This window comes from Microbulbifer marinus (assembly GCF_900107725.1).
Taxonomy (GTDB): Bacteria; Pseudomonadota; Gammaproteobacteria; order Pseudomonadales; family Cellvibrionaceae; genus Microbulbifer; species Microbulbifer marinus.
Window position 1 is genome coordinate 204,600 of sequence record NZ_FNQO01000002.1, and the last position, 21,265, is coordinate 225,864.

The 21,265-nt window shown below is 58.9% G+C and carries 12 protein-coding genes; 8 read left to right on the forward strand and 4 right to left on the reverse strand.

The window, feature by feature from the left end; genetic code table 11:
- Positions 1-210 precede the first annotated feature (210 nt).
- Positions 211-1,695, forward strand: coding sequence for a serine/threonine-protein kinase (locus BLW36_RS08805; RefSeq protein ID WP_091387383.1), 1,485 nt, complete (start codon positions 211-213; stop codon positions 1,693-1,695).
- A gap of 308 nt (positions 1,696-2,003) precedes the next feature.
- On the opposite strand, the gene BLW36_RS08810 is transcribed toward BLW36_RS08805, so the two are convergent.
- Together BLW36_RS08810 and BLW36_RS08815 are read right to left on the reverse strand one after the other, a co-directional pair.
- Positions 2,004-5,654 (reverse strand): Ig-like domain-containing protein, encoded by a 3,651-nt coding sequence (locus BLW36_RS08810; RefSeq protein WP_170833173.1) that lies wholly within the window; start codon positions 5,652-5,654, stop codon positions 2,004-2,006.
- A 205-nt stretch (positions 5,655-5,859) separates the two neighbouring features.
- A complete protein-coding gene (locus BLW36_RS08815) occupies positions 5,860-6,789 on the reverse strand; it encodes a LysR family transcriptional regulator (protein ID WP_091387387.1) in 930 nt (309 codons plus the stop codon).
- A 128-nt stretch (positions 6,790-6,917) separates the two neighbouring features.
- On the opposite strand from BLW36_RS08815, the gene aptA reads away from it, so the two are divergent.
- The 6 genes from aptA to BLW36_RS08845 all read left to right on the forward strand — a co-directional run bounded on the left by aptA (position 6,918) and on the right by BLW36_RS08845 (position 17,358).
- Complete coding sequence (gene aptA / locus BLW36_RS08820) at positions 6,918-8,255, forward strand: omega-aminotransferase AptA (RefSeq protein ID WP_091387389.1); 1,338 nt, start codon at positions 6,918-6,920, stop codon at positions 8,253-8,255.
- 148 nt (positions 8,256-8,403) lie between these two features.
- Positions 8,404-9,897 carry a CoA-acylating methylmalonate-semialdehyde dehydrogenase gene (locus BLW36_RS08825; protein ID WP_091387391.1) on the forward strand — a complete coding sequence of 498 codons (1,494 nt, stop codon included), beginning with the start codon at positions 8,404-8,406 and terminating at the stop codon, positions 9,895-9,897.
- A 279-nt stretch (positions 9,898-10,176) separates the two neighbouring features.
- Positions 10,177-12,876 (forward strand): aminopeptidase N, encoded by a 2,700-nt coding sequence (gene pepN / locus BLW36_RS08830; protein WP_091387393.1) that lies wholly within the window; start codon positions 10,177-10,179, stop codon positions 12,874-12,876.
- A 233-nt stretch (positions 12,877-13,109) separates the two neighbouring features.
- Positions 13,110-15,818, forward strand: coding sequence for an aminopeptidase N (pepN, locus tag BLW36_RS08835; protein ID WP_091387395.1), 2,709 nt, complete (start codon positions 13,110-13,112; stop codon positions 15,816-15,818).
- Positions 15,819-16,023: 205 nt separating this feature from the next.
- Positions 16,024-16,398, forward strand: coding sequence for a DUF3775 domain-containing protein (locus tag BLW36_RS08840; RefSeq protein ID WP_091387397.1), 375 nt, complete (start codon positions 16,024-16,026; stop codon positions 16,396-16,398).
- Between the two features lie 87 nt (positions 16,399-16,485).
- Positions 16,486-17,358 (forward strand): Nmad3 family putative nucleotide modification protein, encoded by an 873-nt coding sequence (locus BLW36_RS08845; protein WP_091387399.1) that lies wholly within the window; start codon positions 16,486-16,488, stop codon positions 17,356-17,358.
- A gap of 10 nt (positions 17,359-17,368) precedes the next feature.
- Here BLW36_RS08845 and BLW36_RS08850 read toward each other — a convergent pair whose 3' ends face one another.
- Together BLW36_RS08850 and BLW36_RS08855 are read right to left on the reverse strand one after the other, a co-directional pair.
- A complete protein-coding gene (locus tag BLW36_RS08850) occupies positions 17,369-19,549 on the reverse strand; it encodes an MltF family protein (protein WP_211567170.1) in 2,181 nt (726 codons plus the stop codon).
- 34 nt (positions 19,550-19,583) lie between these two features.
- On the reverse strand, positions 19,584-20,504 hold the full coding sequence (locus BLW36_RS08855) for an alpha/beta fold hydrolase (protein ID WP_091387401.1): 921 nt from the start codon (positions 20,502-20,504) through the stop codon (positions 19,584-19,586).
- A gap of 210 nt (positions 20,505-20,714) precedes the next feature.
- Here BLW36_RS08855 and BLW36_RS08860 point away from each other — a divergent pair, with 210 nt between their 5' ends.
- Positions 20,715-21,260 (forward strand): hypothetical protein, encoded by a 546-nt coding sequence (locus BLW36_RS08860; RefSeq protein WP_091387403.1) that lies wholly within the window; start codon positions 20,715-20,717, stop codon positions 21,258-21,260.
- The last annotated feature ends 5 nt before the right edge of the window (positions 21,261-21,265 follow it).

Consider the following 21,265-nt stretch of genomic DNA (forward strand, 5'->3'; position numbering starts at 1 on the left):
CGCGGCCACAGGCCGCGCCCGCAGCTCACCCCCCAACTCCCCCTCACCGCCTGACACAACCGCAGTGATTTTCCGCCTCACAGCGTGCGCTATTTGGTTTATCTCCCCGAGGCGGAGCGGTATCCTTGCCGCCCGCAGATAAAACGAAAATGCCGGGCCCGGCTGCTTATTGAACCGACGCCCCGGCCATTGGCAGGCAAGCCAGGCGATATGAACCACTCCGACATGCACATTCCCGGCTACACCGTGCACGGCCAGATCGGCCACGGCGGTATGGCTTCGGTCTACCTGGCCACCCAGGAATCCCTGAACAGGAAGGTGGCGATCAAGGTGCTGCGCAACAGTGCCGAGCAAGGGATCAGTGAGCGTTTCGTCAAAGAAGCGCACTTCATCGCCAGCCTTTCCAATCCGCACGTCATCACCATTCACGATATTTCCACGCTGCCGAACGGCGATAACTACATTGCCATGGAGTATGTCGATGGCGGTGACCTGACCGACAACCAGCACCGCTTTCAGCAGCCCGACGCGGCCCTGCGGCTCGTCCGGCAGATCGCCGACGGCCTGGCGGTGGTGCACGAAAAAGGCATCATCCATCGCGACGTCAAGCCGGCCAACATCCTGTTCCGCAAAGACGGCTCTGCGGTGCTGACGGACTTCGGTATCGCCAAGGATGTGGACAACAACTCCGACCTGACCCAGGCCGGCTTCAGTCTGGGTAGCCCGTCCTACAGCAGCCCGGAGCAGGCTCAGGGACAGCCGCTGGATATCACCACCGATATCTATGGCCTGGGCGTGATCCTGCTGGAACTGTTACTCGGACATAACCCATTCAAGGGTGACAGCCATACCTCCACTGCAATCAACCATATCCAGCAACCGATTCCGGCCCTGCCCGCCGCACTGGAATATCTGTCGCCACTGCTCGCGCGCATGCTGGCGAAGCAGCCAGCCGTGCGGTTCCAGTCATGCCGGGAACTGGTGGATTCGATCGAACCATTACTCGACCCCACCGTGAAGAAGCCAGCTGGCAACAAGACAGTGCCATTCGCCTCGCGCCTCGGTGCGATCCGGCTGGGCGGCAAGACGCACCCCCTGCTGTTGCCCGCACTGGGTTTAGTTGCCGCAGTCCTGCTGGTTTTCGCGCTGACCTATGAAAGCGAGACCGAGCGGCAGATCCGCCAGCTGCTGGAGCAGGCGGAACTGAGCCTGGACGAGCGGCGCTACATATTCCCGGAGCACGACAATGCGCGCTATTACTACCGCCAGGTGCTGCTGCTGGACAATGACAATAGCGAAGCGAACCAAGGTCTTGAGACTGTCACCACAAGGCTGATCGAGGATTATGTTGCCCGCGGCGCCGAGGCGCTGGAAAGCGGCCGCCTGAATCGCCCCAAGGGAGACAATGCACTCCACTATTACCGCAAGGCGCTGGCACTGGACGCCGAAAACCCCCAGGCCAATGCCGGCATGCAGCAATTGGCCGCGGAATTTGCTCGCCGCGCCCGCTCCAGTCTCCTCGAGGACGATCTTAAGCAGGCCGATTACAACGTGAAGCGCGGCTTGCGTATCCAGCCTGAAGATGAAGAGCTGCTCGCCTTGCGCGCAGAGATAGACCAGAAAATGCCGGCAGCAAAAAAGCTGATTCGCAACGTGTTCGGCAAGATCCGCGAAACAATCGACGGCAAGGGCTGAGTCGACGCAGACAGGATGACCAGCCCCGCAAGGCCAACGATTGGCTGGCTTTCCCGCATGAGTTCAACCGCCTGTCGCGCGAGGAAACTTTCAAGTACAGGCCCTATCTGGATCGGACTGCTACTGCGGTCTGATCCCACATTTGAACAGGGCTGTAGCCACAGCTCCAGAACGTTCCAGAAACTGAAACCGACCTCAGCTTCCATCCTTTCATGATGTACCTATGACAGGCCAAGTGAATCCAGATATTGTGCACGGCTTTGATCAGCCGGCCGCCAGTTTGCCAAAAGGCGAGTAAGAACACGCTATTACCGCGCGTATCGTCTGAAAAAATTTAGTGCCATAGCCAGCAGAATCAAGAGAAGTGTGGCCGGGTCTATGCTTCCCCCTCCACTGCGCTTGGCAGAATTTTCAGAAGTGCGCTCACTGCCAGAGGTGCTGCCACTAGCAGTCGCACCGCCAACATTATTAGTCGCACCGCCGCCATCATCAGTCGCACCACCAACATCAGCAGTGACGTCTCCAACCTCGTCTTCAGTCAGGCCTTCATTCAAGACAGCCAGCTTCCAACGTCCGACACCCTGACCGATGGTATCTTGAATAGAGAAGTCCGTGCCGTAAAAGTGCAGCGGCTGGCCGTTCAGGGTTACCTGCAGGCGACCGTGGGTAGCCTCTATAGTACCCAGATCCAGGTTCAGATCTGCCGCGATAGCCGCTAGTTCACTTTCGTCACTCACCTCCAGCGGTGGCCAGAGCGAGTAATTGCGATCAGCGCAGGTTCCCTCGTATTCACTATCCGGCACCTGTACATATAGGGATCTCTGGTGACGCCCGGAAGACATCCCGCCGACCAAGCGTTTACCGTTTTGAGTATCGTCAAAGATCTCTAGTGGAAAGCCGTAACAGAGGTCACCCTGACCGTCCTCATTACTATCCTGCTGCTGCGAATTGGAGAGATAAGGGCAGTTATCTAGGTCGTTAACGATGCCGTCTCGGTCATAATCGTCCGGGTCTTCAGCATTTGCCGAGGTTCTCAGCGAGGAAAGATGCACGTGTTCGCGCACCGGCAGACTGGGACCCAGCGTGCCCGGGGACAACTCGCTCCATACCGCAAACGCGCCGGTACCCACGCCCTTCTGTCTTGCCTGTGCGAGCTGCTCCACCTTTACCGCGGGGATGAGCAGTTCAGCGATATAGGTATCACTACCCTCCGGCACATTACATGACAACCAGTCGGGATCTACACCAGCGGAATACATCGGTTGGTTGCCGACCCAGATCACCACCTGATGAAATATCTCGGAGAATTTTTCCGCCATCTTTACCCTTACCTGCACCCGGAAAAACTGTTCCTCACCGATAAACAGGTGATCCCCCTGCTGCAGGTTTAAAAAGTCCACTTCGGGCATCTGACGGCTAAACGCTTCCAGATCCTCTTCAGGTAGGGCCGGAATTTCCAGCGCATGAAATCCATAATTTGCCCGGCCCGCGCCGTCACTAAAAAAATATACCACCTTGCTGTTAATGGCTTGAGGCTGCTGGAAATTCACCAGATGCACGCTTTCAAACATCTTCCTGTAGTCAGTGGCAGGAGAGGGAAAACCACCATAACTATCAAAAAAGTAATGCTTCCTGCCGAGGACGCTCGCCCCCAAATGCGCAATGACTTGAGCCTCGCCGTGAAAACTGTTTCCATCGATATAGATTTCATCAATATCATCGAATACTCGAAAATCCCTGAACCCCGAGCTGACGGCATGACCAGGAAATAATGTTGAGGCATTTAGCTCAAGGGAGCCCTCCATCAGCTCAGCTCTCGGCAGTTTAAAATCACCATTTGGTGCCGGATTATTGTTGCTCGTCACCAGCCGGAAAACTCCTACATCAAAATTGGTGGTGAAACGTTCTCCGGGCATACTCATCGGATGTACGTGCACACTGATCAGATTTTCCCCATCGAAGAACTCGCTGGTATCCAGCGTAAATTCCCTGAGCCAGACCTCTTCATTCACCATATGGCCATGCTCATGGGTGTGTAGCACCATGAAGTTCTTGTAGAACTGTGCATGCTGACCGCGCTTGTTGCGCACTGTCACCTTTCCATGTATTTCGCCGGTGACGGTATCACCGGGAACAACGGGCCCCCCGTTAACATCATAGATCTCGATGACGACTTCCGGGTTCTGGACCAGAACGTCGAATTGAACCTGCTCTGAGTAACCATTCAAGTGAGCGCGTACGGTAACCTGCTGTTCGCCCGGAAAGTCGGATGCGGATAGCGTCAGCAGGTCTCCCTCGACACTACTGGTGAGAAGGCCATTCTTATACGCTAGTTCCACTACATAATTGAGGCCTGCGCTGGAGTGAGAGAAGATCTCCCTCAAATTCAGTACGCGATTTTCCGACATGTCCATGACCAGTTGCTCCGGAACCGAAACTACTTCGGGCTTTTCTGCGCTGGACACCCCGGAATCACTGACCCGATAAGCCCTAAGGTCGCCGTTTGCTGTCACCAGTACCCCATCAGCAAGGGCAATCGCTGGGCCCTGGGAATCAATGAAGAACTCCTCCTCCAGGGAAAATCGGTCAAACACATGTATCGCCAGATAGGCGGCAACAATCAGGGAACTGTCGGAAACAATCATTGCAGGCTTGTCAAAACCCGTATTGAAATCCGGTATCGAGCTAACGACGCTGCCATCGAGCGCATTGATCATGCTGACCGTCCGTTCATGCACCACATACAGCAGGTCATGTGCCACGGCGAGGGCACTCGGACGGTCGAGTGGAATTCTCCAGCGCACCTGTAGTTTTTCGGCATCGATGGCAATTAGCTCTGCCGGCCCCAGAACAAACAGGCTTCCATCACTGGCATAAATATCATTGGCGGTAATAGCACTGCCTACACCAATTCTGTTCAGCTCAAGCGCGCGCAATGGCATGCGGCTACTGGCATCGTATTCTTTAATCAGGTCTCCCTCACCAACATATAGCCTGCCATTCATCAGTGTGGGAGCCAACTGAAAAGCAAGCTCGTCTGTAGAAAAGATGTAACTGAAAATTTCATGACCTTCTTTTTTATCGAAGCCAAAGTAGTTTCGCCAAAAACTTCCGGGAACCCAGACGGCATCCTCCGCCGGGGTAGGTGGTGGCAAATCGTCTGCATCTTTCAGGTAGGGTTGCGGATATGCGGAGGCCCAGTGCACCGAGCCTTCACCTACTTTGATTCCAACCACTTCGCCGTTGTCGGCATCGCGGCGTCTCTGTACAAAGACGTGACCAGCCTCGCTGGAAGGAGGGGTTATCTGTTCGCCACTGGTAATTGGCGCTTGCCATAGCAGCTCACCCGTGCGCAGCGAACGGGAAGTGAGGCCATACTGCCTTTGCGGTATTTCGCCAGGTTTCCAAAAAGCGGTGGAAAGGAAAATCTGGCCGTCAGCCACGGCAGGTGGCAGATAGTATGATTCGTCTGAACCGCCATCGTACTGCCACAGCAATTCTGGAGATTTATCCCACAGAAAACCCGGCTGGTAACTCGTGTGACCACTGCCATTACCAGCCCCTGACCAATCTCCTCCAAGTAGAAACTTAGCGCTCGGTGTCACATGGAAAACGACGAGACCTTTCGACCTTTCGCCATTGCTATCGCTTAACTGGTAGTAGATACGGTCATTGCCACTAAAACCCGGCTGTGGCGTGTAAATAAAAGAGCCATCACTCTGCCAACTCAGCTCTCCATGTTCTGGTAGGCGGGAAACTTCTGTCACCGAAAGTTCATCGCCGTCGCCATCGACGTCATTTGCGAGCCAGCCATGCGCTGCATTAGCCTGATAGGAATCCCCCGCGACCATCCGATATAGGTCGAATTCAGCCTTTGGCACTGCGGCAAACGTCTGAGCTGTACAGCTAAGGAGACAGACCATTAGATATCGGGCGATACAGGGGCGGGCACGGTCCATGGCATCCACTCTCGTTATTTTATTCAGTAACAGCAGCATGCTGCCCAGAGCTGACCCGGAGCCTCCGAAAGTTCGCCATTGGCCCCGAAGCCAATTTAATAGAAATGCTGCAAAGTTACTGCATGAACCCGAGAAATAGGCGCCGTTTTATCCTCGCAACAGACAGTAAAGTCAGGCAATCACACCCTAGTCCCAGTGTGGGACCTCACTCCACTTCATGAACCGCAGCGAGGCAATGCCACAAAGTCTTCACGATCCGAGAAGGCTTCGGCGATACCCGCTGTATCGCCACAAAGTCACACTGGTACTGATAGCGCTGCGGACATACCGCGCGGATCTCACCTTTCTTTAAAAACGATTCCGCGTAGTGATCCGGCAGGTAGCCGATATAGCGGCCGGACTGCAGGCAGTGGACAATGGCCTCCTGGTCGTTGACGGTGATATCCCGCTCCAACCCCAACCGGTTGCCAACCTCCATATTCGGTGAGTGATAGCCGAGGCCCGCATATTTGCAGCTGCGGATCGCATCGTCGTCGATGGCGATATCCGCGGTGTCGAACAGCGGGTGGCGATAGCCGCAGTAGAGGTACATCTGCTCGTAGAACAGGTGCTGGTAGTCGAGACTAGGTGACGCCCGGTGCGCGGGGATCACACCGAGCTGGAAGCGCCCCTCCATGACCCCGCGCTCGATTTCGTTGATCGGCTCGATATGAATATCCAGGCTCACCTCCGGCGCCAGGTCGTCAAAGCTGCGCAGGGCCTCGCCGATATGGGCGGCCGGGTTGGTGACCATCTTGTCGAACAGCGCGATGGCGATATGGCCGGTCATGCGCTTGTGCACGTCGGCCACCTCGCCGCGAAAAGTATCGAGGGAAGCCAGCAGACGTATCGTCGCCTGGTAGATCTGCCGCCCCTCGTCGGTCAGCGCGAAGCCGCCGCGACCGCGCCGGCAGAGGCTCACCCCCAGGCGCACCTCCAGATCCTTGATATGGCGGCTGATGGTGGAGCGGCCCACATTGAGTTCCAGCTCTGCCGCCGAGAAGCCGCCCGCCTCCGCCACGGCACGGAAGACCCGCAGTAGCCGCAGGTCGATATCGCTGAGCTGCCCGAGCAGCGCCGCCTGTTTGCGTCCCATATCTCATCGCCATGTTAGTTTCAGATATATGAAACCAAACGTGGATAAATTGCAATTTATGCAACTTTAATCCTCCCCTAAAGTCCGGGCATCACACGATCAAATCGAGTATTTCCGGGAGAATAACAATGAGTGACAAGTTTGCCGGGCTGACCCAGGCGCAGCTGGACGCCCACTGGATGGCCTATACGGGCAACCGCCAGTTCAAGCAGGATCCGCGCATCATCACCGGCGCCGAGGGTTGCTATTACACCAGCGCCGACGGCCGCCGCATCTTCGATGGCCTGTCCGGTCTGTGGACCTGCGGTGCCGGCCACAACCGCACCGAGATCGCCGATGCGGTCAGCGAGCAGCTGCGCACTCTCGACTATTCCCCGGCATTCCAGTTCGGCCACCCGAAGGCATTCGAGCTGGCGGAGCGCATCACCCAGTTCATGCCGGCAGGCCTGAACCGTGTCTTCTTTACCGGTTCCGGCTCCGAATCCGCCGAGACCTCCCTGAAGATCGCCCGCGCCTACTGGCGCAAGAAGGGCATGCCGTCCAAGACCAAACTGATCGGCCGTGCCAAGGGCTATCACGGCGTGAACTTCGGCGGCATCAGCGTTGGCGGCATCGGTGCCAATCGTGCCCTCTACGGCACCGCCGTGGATGCCGACCACCTGCCGCATACCGTGCTGCCGGAAAACCGCTTCAGCAAGGGGATGCCCGAAGAGGGCGCACACCTGGCGGACGAGCTGCTGGAGATGATCGCCCTGCACGATGCCTCCAATATTGCCGCGGTGATCGTCGAGCCGATGGCCGGCTCCGCCGGCGTGCTGCCGCCGCCTGTGGGCTACCTGCAGCGCCTCAGAGAAATCTGCGACCAGCACAGCATCCTGCTGATCTTCGACGAGGTCATCACCGCGTTCGGGCGCATGGGTGCCGCCACCGGTGCCGAGGCCTTTGGGGTGACGCCGGACATCATCAATACCGCCAAGCAGCTGACCAACGGCGCCGTGCCGATGGGCGCGGTGATCGCCAAGCAGGAGATCTACGACACCTTCATGGAACAGGGTGGCCCCGACTACCTGCTGGAACTGCCGCACGGCTACACCTACTCCGCACACCCGGTGGCCTGCGCCGCGGCGCTGGCCGCGCTGGATATCCTCGAGCGGGACAACCTGTTCGCCCGCGCCGGTGAACTGGCGCTGGTATTGGAAGAGCGCGTACACCAGCTGAAGGGCACCCCGCTGATCACCGATATCCGCAACTGCGGTGTGGCCGCCGGCCTCACCATCGAGGCGGCACCGGGAGAGCCGCTGCTGCGCCCATACCAGATCGCGATGAAGATGTGGGAGAAGGGTTTCTACGTGCGCTACGGCGGCGACACCATCCAGCTGGGCATGCCGTTTGTGGCGCAGCCGGAGGAGATCGACACGCTGGTGAGCGCGCTGGGGGACTCCATCACCGAAGTCGCCGCCGGCTAAGAACCAAGGTCGTCATCCCGGACTTGATCCGGAATCCAGCTTCGCGGAGCCGGAGAGCTCAGTGCGAACTGGATACCGGCCTGCGCCGGTATGACGAATTCAAAAGAAAACAGATTTTCAGAATTTTAAAAAATAGAGAGATTTACTTATGAAGATTGTGGGCCACTACATCAACGGTCAGGTCAGCGAGGCCGCCGAGCGCACCCAGGACGCGTTCAACCCGGCCACCGGTGAAGTCACCAAGCAGGTCGCCATTGCCGCGAAGGAAACCGTTGAGGAGGCCATCGCCGCAGCCCAGGCCGCTTTCCCGGCCTGGCGCAACACGCCGCCGGCCAAGCGCGCCAAGATCATGTTCCGCTTCAAGCAACTGCTGGAGGAAAACGCCGAGCAGATCTGCGCGATGATCGGCGAGGAGCACGGCAAGATTTCTCACGACGCCATGGGCGAACTGACCCGCGGCATCGAGAACGTGGACTTCGCCTGCTACGGCCCGCAACTGCTGAAAGGCGAGCACAGCCGCAACGTCGGCCCGAATATCGATTCCTGGAGCGAGATGCAGCCGCTGGGTGTCGTGGCCGGTATCACCCCGTTCAACTTCCCGGCCATGGTGCCGCTGTGGATGTTCCCGCTGGCGATCGTGTGCGGCAACACCTTCGTGCTGAAGCCGTCCGAGCGCGACCCATCCTGCTCCCTGTACCTGGCCCAGCTGCTGCAGGAAGCCGGCCTGCCGGACGGCGTGCTGAACGTCGTCAACGGTGACAAGGTCGCCGTGGATACCCTGCTGACTGCGCCGGAAGTACAGGCGGTGAGCTTCGTCGGCTCCACCCCGATCGCCGAATACGTTTATTCCACCGCATCCGCCCACGGCAAGCGCTGCCAGGCCCTCGGCGGCGCCAAGAACCACGCGATCATCATGCCGGACGCTGATATGGACAACGCCGTGGCCGCGCTGACCGGTGCCGCCTTCGGCTCCTCCGGCGAGCGCTGCATGGCCCTCTCTGTCGCCGTGTGTGTGGGCGACGAAGCCGCCGATACCTTTATCGAGAAAATGAGCGGCGAAATGCAGAAGCTGAAAGTGGGCGCTTACACCGACAGCAGCAACGACTTCGGCCCGGTGATTACCGAGGCGCACAAAAACAAGGTGAACGGCTATATCGCCAGCGCCGCGGAGCAGGGCGCGACCATCGTCGTCGACGGCCGCGATCCGGAAGTAAAAGGCTACGAGAACGGTTTCTTCGTCGGCGGCACGCTGATTGACAACGTGAAGCCGGGCATGACCTGCTACGAAGAGGAAATCTTCGGCCCGGTACTGCTAGTAGTGCGCGCCAACAGCATGGAAGCCGCCATGCAGATGATCAACGATCACGAGTACGGCAACGGCACCTGCATCTTCACCCGCGACGGCGAGGCGGCGCGCTACTTCAGCGACAACATTCTCGTCGGCATGGTCGGTATCAACGTGCCGCTGCCGGTACCAGTGTCCTACCACAGCTTCGGCGGCTGGAAGCGCTCCCTGTTCGGCTGCCTGAGCGCGTACGGCCCGGACGGCGTGCGTTTCTACACCAATCGCAAGACCATCACCCAGCGCTGGCCGTCCAGCGGCGTGCGCGAGGGCGCCCAGTTCTCCTTCCCGAGCAACTGATCTCCGCCCGCCGCAGAGGCCGCCCGGGAACTCCGTGTCCCGGGCGGGCCCCAACTATGGCCACACACTCCTCTAAAAAATTCCGTCCGCTTAGTTGATAATCCCGCAATTCACAATTTATCCACAGAATCAACTGGCGCGCGATAGCCTGCACCCCACACGCGATGAAGTGACCGCCAGAGCGAGACCATCGTGCTATAACGAGCCACTATTCTCGCGACAACTCCGCCCGGAACCATTCGGGCAACACAACAAATCGAACCCGTGGGGGGGGTACTCATGAACAAGACCGGAAAAATTGCCGCGCCCAAGTTCGCTGCCACCTTGCTGTGCAGCGCCATCCTGGCCGCCTGCAGCCAGGAACCCGGCAACCAGCAAGCCACCGAATCCAGCACCGCCACAGCGGCTGCCGCGGCCCGCACCGACGCGCCAGGACTGTCCGAGACCTACGCCAAATTGCGCAAGCAGCAGATCGCCGCGGTGAACTATGAATTGTCGGTAACCATCGACAAGACCGGGGGCAGTTTTTCCGGCCAGTTGATCGCCGATACCCAGTTCAACGGCCAGCTGCAGCAACCACTGACGATCGATTTTGCCGGCGGCAGCGTGGATTCCGTCAGTGTCGATGACAAGGAAGTGCCGTTCGAATACAACGGCCACTTCATCACCATCGCGCCGGAGCACCTGCAGCGAGGCGAGCACGCGATCGCGGTAAACTACCAGCACCCCTATTCCACCAATGGTTCGGGCCTGCACCGTTTCGAAGATCCGGAAGACGGCGAAGTCTATATGTACACCGACTTCGAGCCGTACGATGCCAATCGCCTGTTCCCGCACTTCGATCAGCCGAACCTGAAGGCGCACTACACCCTGAACGTCACCGCGCCGAAGGACTGGACCATCGTCAGCTCCGTGCGCGAAGACCGCATCGAAAAAGACGGCGAAGTGAATCACTGGCACTTCCCGCAGTCGAAGAAATTCTCTTCCTATATCTTTTCCCTGCACGCCGGTCCCTTCCACGTCTGGGAAGATGATGCCGACGGCATCCCGCTGCGCCTGATGGCACGCCAGACTCTGGCCCAGTACGTAAAACCTGACGACTGGTTCACCTTCACCAAGCAGTCGTTCGAGTTCTTCCAGCAGTATTTCGAAGTGGACTATCCCTTCGTTAAATACGATCAGGTCATCGTGCCCGACTTCAATGCCGGCGCGATGGAAAACGTCGCCGCAGTGACCTTCAACGAGGGCTACGTTTCCCGCGGTGAGAAAACCCAGGCCCAGCGCATGCGCCTGGCCAATGTGATCGCCCACGAGATGGCGCACATGTGGTTCGGCGACCTGGTTACCATGAACTGGTGGGACGACCTGTGGCTGAACGAGAGCTTTGCCACCTACATGGCCAACCTGGCGCTGGCGGAGAACAGCGAGTTCAACAACACCTGGGAAAACTTCTACCTCGGCACCAAGCAGTGGGCCTACCACTCCGACCAGCTGCCCACCACCCACGCGATCCAGCTGCCGGTGAAAAACACCGACGAGGCCTTCGCCAACTTCGATGGCATTACCTATGGCAAGGGCGGCTCCATCCTCAAGCAGCTGCCCTACTACCTGGGCAAGGAAGAATTCCGTAAAGGCGTCAGCAACTATCTGAAGGACCTGTCCTACAAGAACTCCACCCTGGACGACTTTATGGGACACCTGGGCAAGGCCGCCGGCAAGGACCTGGATCAGTGGCAGCAGCAGTGGCTGTACCAGGCCGGACTGAACACCATCGAGGCGAGCTTCCAGTGTGAAAACGACAAGGTCACCAGCCTGACCCTGACGCAGTCCGCGCCGGAGGAATACCCCACCCTGCGTGAACAGCGCACCCAGCTCGGCTTCTACCGCATGGACGGCAACAGCATGCAGCGCGTGGCGACCCTGCCGGTAATGTACAGCGGCGCCTCGACCAAGGTGGCGGAAGCCGTCGGCCAGCCCTGCCCGCAGATTCTGTATCCGAACGAAGGCGACTGGGCCTTTGCCAAAATCAACCTGGATGCGGTATCCGTGGACAATATGTCCAACCACATCAACGATATCGAGCAGCCGTTCGCGCGCCTGATGCTGTGGCAGAGCCTCTACGACAGTGTCTACGACGCCAAACTGCCGCTTGACCAGTACGTGAGTTTCGTACTGTCCAATGCCGGTGACGAGCGCGATATCAACGTGGTACGCCTGGTATCCCGCCACCTGGGTTATGCCTACGGCTACCTGAATCAGGTTGCGATGGAAGATGCCAAGCGCGATGAGCTGCAGCTGGCAATCGAAAACTTCGTCTGGGATCGGCTGCAGCAGGCCGAGGCCGGCAGCGACGCACAGAAGACCTGGTTCGCCACCTTCACCGGTGTGGCCCATTCCGACGATGCCCTGGCCAACGCCAAGCAACTGTTGCGCGGCGAGCTGAACGTCGACGGCCTGAAGCTGGACCCGGATATGCGCTGGGATCTGATCGCACTGCAGAACCAGCATCTGTACGGCGACTACGAACAGGCGATCGAACGCGAGCTGGCCAAGGACAACTCCGACCGTTCCCAGTTGCAGGCCATTGCCGCGGAAGCCATCCGCCCGCTGCCGGAAGCCAAGAGCAAGTGGCTGGAGAATATCCTGCAGCACCGCGACAACTTCAAGCTGGCTCAGCTGAAATACGCCGCCTACTCTCTGTTCCCCACCGAACAGGGTGACCAGTTTGAAGCCAATGTCGAGCGCATCGTCGCCGCTTTGGATGACGTCAACGCCAGCGACGCACCGGAGTTCGTCGGCACTTACGCGAAGCTCTTCCCGCTGAACTGTAGCGAGAAAGGCCTACAGCAGGTGAGTGAAATTCTGGACAGCGGCAAGGAGCTGAATCCGCTGCTGGAAAAAGCCCTGAAGAACCGCCGCCATGAAAACCAGCGCTGCCTGACTATGTCAGCGCTGCTGTCCGGGCAGAACAAGGGTTAACACTTAGTCACCCGGGCTTGACCCGCGGTCCAGCACCGCGGAACATGGATCCCGGCCTGCGCCGGGATGACGACAAGCAACAACGTTTAAAGGCCCTGCGGGGCCTTTTTTATTGCTAATAAAAATATCGAACGGCCGCGGTTTTTCCGCTCTGACCTCGACGACGCTATAAACGCATATTGAGCAGCGGAATTTACACTGCGGGACCGCCGTGCCTGTTTCTGGAGAAAACCATGCGGTATTCGAACTTCATAACCACAGCACTCCTGTGCGGCGCCCTGCTGGGCGGCTGCGGCGATAAAACGCCCCCTTCGGACAAGCCCGCCCACACAGAAACCGCCGCGCCGGCAAAAGTGGAGGCGGTGCCGCGTGTCGCGCGCCCGGATGAGCCCGGGCTCACCGCCGCCTACGCGGCGCTGCGCAAGCTGCAGATCGCGAATGTGGATTACAAGATTTCCGTAGAACTGGACAGTAAATCTTCGAGCTTCGAAGGCCGTGTCGTCGCGAAAACCGAAATTGCGCGGCCACTGCAACAGGCACTCACAATCGACTTCACTGGCGGCGAGGTGCACTCTGTCAGTGTCGACGGCCAGGAAATCCCGTTCGAATACAACGGCTACTTCATCCGCATCGCTCCGGAACAACTGCAGCTGGGCCCGAACACTATCGCCGTCGACTACAGTCACCCCTACTCCACCGACGGATCCGGCCTTCACCGTTTCGAAGATCCCCAGGACGGCAACGTCTACCTCTACACCCACTTCGAACCCTACAAGGCCAACCGTTTTGCCCCGCTGTTCGATCAGCCAGACCTCAAAGCCAGCTATACCATCGACGTAAAGGCACCGGCGGACTGGCACGTAGTCACCAGCACGCGCGAGGAAAAAATCGAGGATCTGGCAGACGGCCGCAAACACTGGCAGTTTCCCGCGACCAAGAAATTCTCCACCTATATCCTGCCGCTGCACGCGGGCCCATTTGTGGTGTGGGAGAGTAAAGCCGGCGATATTCCGCTGCGCCTGATGGCCCGCAAAACGCTGGCACCGAACGTGAAACCGCAGGACTGGTTCACCTTCACGCAGCAGTCTTTCGAATTCTTCCAGAAGTATTACGGCATCAAGTATCCGTTCGGCAAATACGACCAGCTGATCGTGCCGGACTTCACCATCGGTGCGATGGAAAACGTCGCCGCGGTGACCTTCAACGAGGCGTATGTCTCCCGCGGTGAAAAAACCCAGGCACAGCGACAGAAACTCGCCAACGTCATCGCCCACGAGATGGCGCACATGTGGTTTGGCGATCTGGTGACAATGAAATGGTGGAACGGCCTGTGGCTGAAGGAAAGCTTCGCCACCTATATGGCATCGCTGGCGCTGGCGGGCAACAGTGAATTCGACGATGTATGGGAGAACTTCTACCTGCGTTCGAAGCAGTCCGCCTATCAGGCCGACCAGCTGGCCACCACCCACCCCATTGAAGTGCGCGTGCCGAACACCGCAGAGGCTTTCTCCAACTTCGACAGTATTACCTACGGCAAGGGCGGCTCGGTACTGGAGCAGCTGCCCCACTACCTGGGCAAAGAGGCGTTCCGCCAGGGCGTCAGCAACTATTTACACGAATTCTCCTATGGCAATGCCGAGCTGAAGGACTTTATGGGCCACCTCGGCAAGGCCGCCAACGAAGAGCTGGAGCAATGGACGCAGAACTGGCTGTACAAGGCCGGCCTGAACACCATTTCCGCCGCCTATACCTGCACCGATGACAAGATCACCGAATTGACCATCAACCAGACGGCACCGAAGGAACACCCGACCCTGCGCTCACAGAAAATACAGCTGGGCATCTACCGCCTGCAGGACAATATCATGGCCCGCGTCCAGGCCCTGCCGGTCCTCTACAGCGGCGCCAAGACTCCGGTCAAGGAGGCGGCGGGCCTGCCCTGCCCGCAGATCCTGCACTTGAATGATGAAGACTGGGCCTACGTGAAAACGGAGCTGGATGACAAGTCCGTCGGCCAGGTAACGCGTCACATCAATGCCATCGAGAGCTCCTTTACGCGCCTGATGCTGTGGCAGAGCCTGTTTGACAGTGTCACCGACGCAAAATGGCCTCTGGACGACTGGATCACCTTCGCGCTGAACAACGCCGGTGTCGAGAGCAACATCAATGTTATTCGCCTGATCAGCAGCCACCTGGAGGCGGCCAGTGCCTACGCCTACCGCTTCAGGGTGCCGGGTGAGTTGCGCGCGGAACGTCTGGATGCGATCGAGGATTTCGTCTGGGCCAAGGTCAACAGCTCCCCCGCGGGCAGCGATGCACAGAAAACCTGGTTCGAGACGTTTACGCAAATTGCCCATACCGATGAGGCCCTGGGCAATGCCGCGCAGCTGCTCTCCGGCGAACAGGAAATCAACGGCCTGGCGATCGACCAGGATATGCGCTGGCAATTGATCGTACTGTTGAACCGCCACCAGTACGGCGACTACGCCAAACTGGTCGAGGATGAACTGAAACGGGACAACACCGACCGCGCCCGTAACTACGCGATCAGCGCTCGCGCTATCCGACCGACCCTCGAGGCGAAAAAAGAGTGGCTGGACAATATCCTGAACAAACGCGACCAGTACAAGCTGAGCCAGATCCGCGCCGCCGCCGGTGCACTCTTCCCGCCGGAACAGCTGAAAATGTTTCGCGAACTGAGTTCCCAGCTATTCGGTGCCGTGCCCGAGGTTAGCGACACCAAGGATACGCTGTACAACAAGGCCTATGCGACACTGTTTCCAATCACCTGCAGAAAAACGGATATCGCGCAGTACAGCCAGGTCCTGAAACAGAACAAGGAACTGATGCCGGCACTGGGGCGCGTGTTGAAGAATCGCCGCCAGCAGAGCAAGTGGTGTATGGCGATGGCGGATTTGCAGATAAAAGGGAGAAGCAACTGACCCCGCCGTTCACCGCGGACAATCCGCCTGTAGCGAGAAGGCCCGCAAGGGCCTTTCCTGCATTCACACCAGAACTCGGCGTACCGCCGGGCACCGCCCCCGCATTCACACTTCGGCAAAAAGCACCTAGGCTTAAGACAGCACTTCCTTTTCAGCCCGCCATGTGGGCTGCAACCGCACGCCGCCTGTTCTGCGGGAGGACAATATGCTTAGTGTCAGCCCTGACAATATTTGCCGCCTGATCCAGCTGTCACGGGAGTTTCATGCCCAGGAAGGGGTCACCATACCCGATCCGAGTGGTGACTGGGCAAGACAGATGCTGGCCAGCCATGCGGACGACGCCAGCCTGCAGGAATTCAACACCATTATTGCGGACCTGGAGCCCGACCAGCAGCAGGAAGTGGTAGCACTGCTGTGGCTGGGGCGTGGCGATTACACCCGCGCAGAATGGCAGGATGCAATCGCACAGGCCGCCGACAGGTGGAATCCGCAAACCGCGGAATACCTGATTGCACACCCGCTGCTGGCCGACCACCTGGAAAAAGGCCTGGAGCTGTTCGGTCACCGCTGCAACGAATAGCGGTGGGGTTTTAAATCGGTTCAATCGCAGTCAAAATTAATCGGCATTCACTTTTATGCCGATGTGCGAGCGGCAACAGACGGAATTATGCGCCTGATATTGAGCCGCAAGGGCTTCGACTCCTCCGCTGGCGGCTGTCCCAGCCCGATCTTCCCCGACGGCAGCCTATACGCGCTGCCGATTCCCGATCCAAAGTCCAAGATCCACTACGGTGACATCCACCATGGCGAGCACGATATAGGCGCGCTGGTGGAGGATCTGACACGCGGCAGGATTACCGCCGAAATGGGCGCGCACCTGGACCCGGATATGCAAACCGCTGCGCTGCCGCGGCTACCGGGCTGGCGGCCGCTGCTGGGTCAGACCGGCGCCGCCCAGGGGCATCTGCGCAAGCAGGGCGTGGGGGTTGGCGATCTGTTCCTGTTCTTCGGGCTGTTCCGGCCGGTAGAGAAGTTTGACGGCCACTGGCGCTTTGTCAAAGACGAACCGGCCCGTCATGTCCTCTGGGGCTGGCTATCAATTGGCGAAGTCATCAAAGTCGATGCACTTGAGTCCGGTGCGCTCCCATGGGCACGCTACCACCCGCATTTCGCGATAGGCCCTGACGCCGCCAATACGCTGTACCTCGCCGCCGATCGATTTTCACCGAGTCGCTGTGCGCGCGCGCTTGCAGGGGCGGGGATATTCTCACAACTCGCTCCGCCGCTGGTACTGACTCGGCCGGGCTCAACAAAACCGACGGCTTGGCGCCTGCCAAAATTTCTCTACCCGCGCGCGGGGCAGACTCCGCTGAGTTACCACAGCAAGCTGGAGCGCTGGAGTCTGGATCTCGCAAATAGCGACGGCGATCACTGCCACCTGCAATGTGCTGCCCGGGGGCAGGAATTTGTGCTGGATATGGACGAGTACCCACAATCCCATTCGTGGGTTGCTGAACTGATTACCCAGCAAGGCAAATAACGCTGGGGATTCAGTTACCAATTTCTTTATCGTTTCTGGCCACCGACAGATAGCCCAGGTAACGCTCGCGGATCTGCCGCACATAGTTCACCGGCTCGCGGCCGCGCACATAGCCGAACCGGGTCTGGCGGTGATACTCCGGCCTGGACAGCAACAGCATCGCCTCCTCCACATTGCCGAACCACAGGTCCGGGTCCTTGCCAAGGCGTGCGGCGAGTTTGCGCGCATCCCTGACATGGCCGTGACCGGCATTGTAGGCGGCAAGGGTGAAATAGATTTTCTGGTCGAATGGCAGATCCCGCGGGAAGCGCTGTTCCAGCCACTCGAGATAGGAGACACCGGCGCGGATACTGTTTTCCGGCACAAATAGATCGCTGATACCCATCTGCCGCGCGGTGCGCGGCAACACCTGCATCAGGCCGCGGGCGCCAGCGAATGACTGGGCGCGCGGGTCAAACTGGCTTTCCTGATACATCTGCGAAACCACCATGCGCCAGTCGCGATTGGCAGCGGCGGCATATTCGCGCACTAGCGGATCGTAAGGCGACAGTTGATCAATACTGCGCAGGCGATCGCGCTGGTGGCGGAGGATGCGCTTGGTTTCCTTGAAATATTTGTTATAGGTGACGTTGAAAAACAGGCCCCGGTGGTGTTTTTTCAGGAAGCCGTTCAGCTGCTGTAACAACTGCGACTGATCGCCGCGCACTGCCCAGGCGATATCGCGCTCGCCCGGCAGCTCTCCCACCACGGTGAAGTCATCGCGGTAGGTGCTTTCAATCGCGACCAGGTGGGAGTCGGCGACGGTATAGGGGTAAACGCCTTCGACAACCGCGTCGATCAGTTGCTCGGTGGTCGCCCCCGCGGCCGGTACTATCTGCATCGGTGTGCTCTGCTCGCCGGCGAGTTTCTCCAGGCTGCCGTGGTAACTGGTAAGCGGATTGACGACCACCTGCTTACCTGCCAGGAGTTCCGCCACCGGCTGCGCCTGCAATTCAGCCGCTGCCGCACCGGCGGCAATGACCTGTTCGGTGACGCTCATGTAGGGCCGGGAAAAGACCAGGCCCTGCTGACGCCGCGAGTCGGTAACCGTGAGCGACGCGGCGATCATATCGCCCATGCCGGCGTTCAGCGCCTCCACCAGATCCACATCGGGCCCGGGCACCACCATGCTCAGACGCAGCTTGTGTTCGCGGGCGAACTGCTTGAGCAGGTCGTAATCGAAACCCATCAACTCACCGCGCCAGATAAAGTAGGAAGCGGGGTGGTTGCGGGTTAGCACGCGCAGCGTGCGGGTCTCCTTAATCGCCTGCCAATCGCGCAGCGGGCGCTCCCGGTGCTGGCTGGCGAGCACGTGTTCGGCGGTGAAGAACTCGTTCAGTGCGCGCTTCAGTTTTGGCGCCTCGCGGCGCACCGCCCAGGCGATGGCCCGTTGGGAATCCAGCTCACTGCTGGTGGTCAGGTGCGGATAGGACGGCAGCAGCGCTTCGGCGAGATTGCTATCGATCACCGTCGCCATATATTCGCCGTCGGCCACCGCGGCCAGCAGGTCGTCGTGCTGTATCGGCTCGTCCAGGTAGGCGATCTCGAAACGCTGTTGCGGCTCCCCGCCATTCGACAGTGTCTCGGCGAAGGCACTGCCGCGGCGCACCGCCACTTGCAGCGGTTCGGCATCGGCTTGCGCTGGCTCGGCGCCCTGACGGGTCACGAGCAGCTCGCGCACGTATTGCAGCGGGCGGGTAAATGCAATCTGCTCAGCACGCTCGGTGGTGCGGGAATAATTGGTGGCAATCACATCGCCGCGGCCTTCCGTGAGCGCCGGAATCAGCTCCGCGAAGCTGTCCACATAGACCCACTGCGGTTCCAGGCCGCGGCTGTGGGCAAACTTCTCGGCCAGCGCCCGCCACTCGGCACTGGGCAGACCATCGCGGGGCAGGGCCTCATCCTCGGCCAGGCGCGGGGCGAGCAGGCGCAGCACGCCGCGCTGGCGCATCGCCGGCAGATCGCCGGTCTCGATATAGTTCTGAAATACCGCAACGGCCGCTTCTTCCGCCGCCGGCTCCTGCGACTCTGCCAATTCCTCGGGCGCCGCCTGCACCGCCGGCGCCTTCTCGTCTGCGCGCTGCTCACAGCCGATCACGGCCATCAGTGCCACGACGAGAAAAATAACAGCCGGTGAAATCCTTTTTTTCACGGTTCGCCTCTCCCTTTTAGTAGATGAATAACTGCTAGCTGGACACCATCATCGGCTCGGGCTCTTCGATCTGCGTGCGGAAGGCCAGATAGGCGCGGAGCACCTGTTCCGGCGCTTCGGTCTGCGGGTAATGTCCGACTTCCGTGAGCTCGGTGACATTCGCATTGGGCACCAGCTGCCGATAGCGCGCCACCATATGCGCACCGGATATCGGATCGAGCGTGCCATCGATCAGCTTCACCGGCATCCACTCATTGCACAGGGAGCCGACCCAGCGCGCACGATGCCGCCGGCGCTGTGGCATATAGTGAATCAGCCGGTGCATCACCCCCACGCCATCGTTGTTCTGCACCAGCTCCCAGAAACCGTCGAGATCCGACGCAGAGGGCGGCGTATTCGGGCCGCAGATTTTGTGCAGATTGGCCGCCAGCTTCTGCTTGCTGAACAGCCTGGCAACCATTGCCCCGATTGGGGATAGCAGTAATTTCTGTATCAGCACCGGCTTGTGCGTTTCCGGGAAGAGCCCGCCGTTCAACAGGCAGACGCTCCTGATGCGCAGATTCGAGTCATCCGCGCGGGTGACATTCAGGCGCTCGCGGTCCCTGGCCATCAGCTCCTGGGCCACGGTGTCGCCGTAGTCATGGGCCAGGATGTGGTAATCACCGACACCCTGCGCCGTCAGCCAGGTTTCGATCAGCTCGGCCTGATCGGCAATCTGGTAGGAGAAATCACGCGGCTTGGCGGAGTCGCCAAAGCCGAGCATATCGATGGTGTAGAGCAAATAGTGCCGGGCGAGCTCCGGCCAGATCTTGTTCCAGTCCCAGGATGAGGTGGGAAAGCCGTGGATCAGCACCAGCGCCTCGCCGTCCGGATTGCCGCCAGTGCGCGTAAATACTGGCCAGCCGCGATATTCAAAGGTGCTTCCACCGCGCCGCCATTCCTGTAGATTGATCATATTGTTGTTTTTATCTGTTCTCGATGCAAAGTTGGAGATTAGCTCGTCGCAGCAATCTCAAGCCATAGGTTAACACCAATGATAAAGAAGCATGAGGTAGATACCAGCCATGGCGACTCGATACCTATTCGTTGTATAAAAGATTGGAATAAATCAAGAGCACTAATGCTCCAACCAATGGCCCGGCTAACGCGATCAACACGTTAAAGCATGAATAAGATACTGTTTCTCACGATTGCGCTATTTACATACATTTCGGCCCATGCCGACACGGACGCATCTACCAATCAGGAGCTGCTGGAACTGTTCAACGAAGACCAGCAAGTGAGAAAATCCAAGAATGTCGATTGGGACATTATTGCCAGACAGGATGCAGAGCGTCGCAGATCCGTGCTTGCAATGGTTGCCGCGGGACAACTACATACATCCGAAGACTACTATCACGCCGCGATGATTTTCCAGCATGGCGAATCAGCCGACGATATAAGAACAGCTTTCAGCTTCGCGTGGATGGCGATCACCCTTGATCCATCTAATGACTCGGCGCGCTGGCTCAGCGCGGCGGCCTGGGACCGCATCATGATGAGAGAAGACATGCCACAATGGTATGGCACACAGTTTTCGAGACCGTCTCCAGAAGACCCGTGGGAACTCTACAAAATAGATGAATCGGCAGTTACGGATGAAGAGCGGGCGCGAATGAAGGTACGGTCACTGGAGGATTCACGTGCGCTCGTGGAGAAGTTGAACCAATAGTATTG

Bases quoted from the DNA above. Each gene is read 5' to 3' on its own strand.
- BLW36_RS08840 (WP_091387397.1), top strand. From the start codon at position 16,024: ATGCTTAGTGTCAGCCCTGACAATATTTGCCGCCTGATCCAGCTGTCA.
- BLW36_RS08815 (WP_091387387.1), bottom strand. From the start codon at position 6,789: ATGGGACGCAAACAGGCGGCGCTGCTCGGGCAGCTCAGCGATATCGAC.
- BLW36_RS08825 (WP_091387391.1), top strand. From the start codon at position 8,404: ATGAAGATTGTGGGCCACTACATCAACGGTCAGGTCAGCGAGGCCGCC.
- pepN (WP_091387395.1), top strand. From the start codon at position 13,110: ATGCGGTATTCGAACTTCATAACCACAGCACTCCTGTGCGGCGCCCTG.
- BLW36_RS08855 (WP_091387401.1), bottom strand. From the start codon at position 20,504: ATGATCAATCTACAGGAATGGCGGCGCGGTGGAAGCACCTTTGAATAT.
- aptA (WP_091387389.1), top strand. From the start codon at position 6,918: ATGAGTGACAAGTTTGCCGGGCTGACCCAGGCGCAGCTGGACGCCCAC.
- BLW36_RS08845 (WP_091387399.1), top strand. From the start codon at position 16,486: ATGCGCCTGATATTGAGCCGCAAGGGCTTCGACTCCTCCGCTGGCGGC.
- BLW36_RS08805 (WP_091387383.1), top strand. From the start codon at position 211: ATGAACCACTCCGACATGCACATTCCCGGCTACACCGTGCACGGCCAG.
- BLW36_RS08810 (WP_170833173.1), bottom strand. From the start codon at position 5,654: ATGGACCGTGCCCGCCCCTGTATCGCCCGATATCTAATGGTCTGTCTC.
- pepN (WP_091387393.1), top strand. From the start codon at position 10,177: ATGAACAAGACCGGAAAAATTGCCGCGCCCAAGTTCGCTGCCACCTTG.
- BLW36_RS08860 (WP_091387403.1), top strand. From the start codon at position 20,715: ATGAATAAGATACTGTTTCTCACGATTGCGCTATTTACATACATTTCG.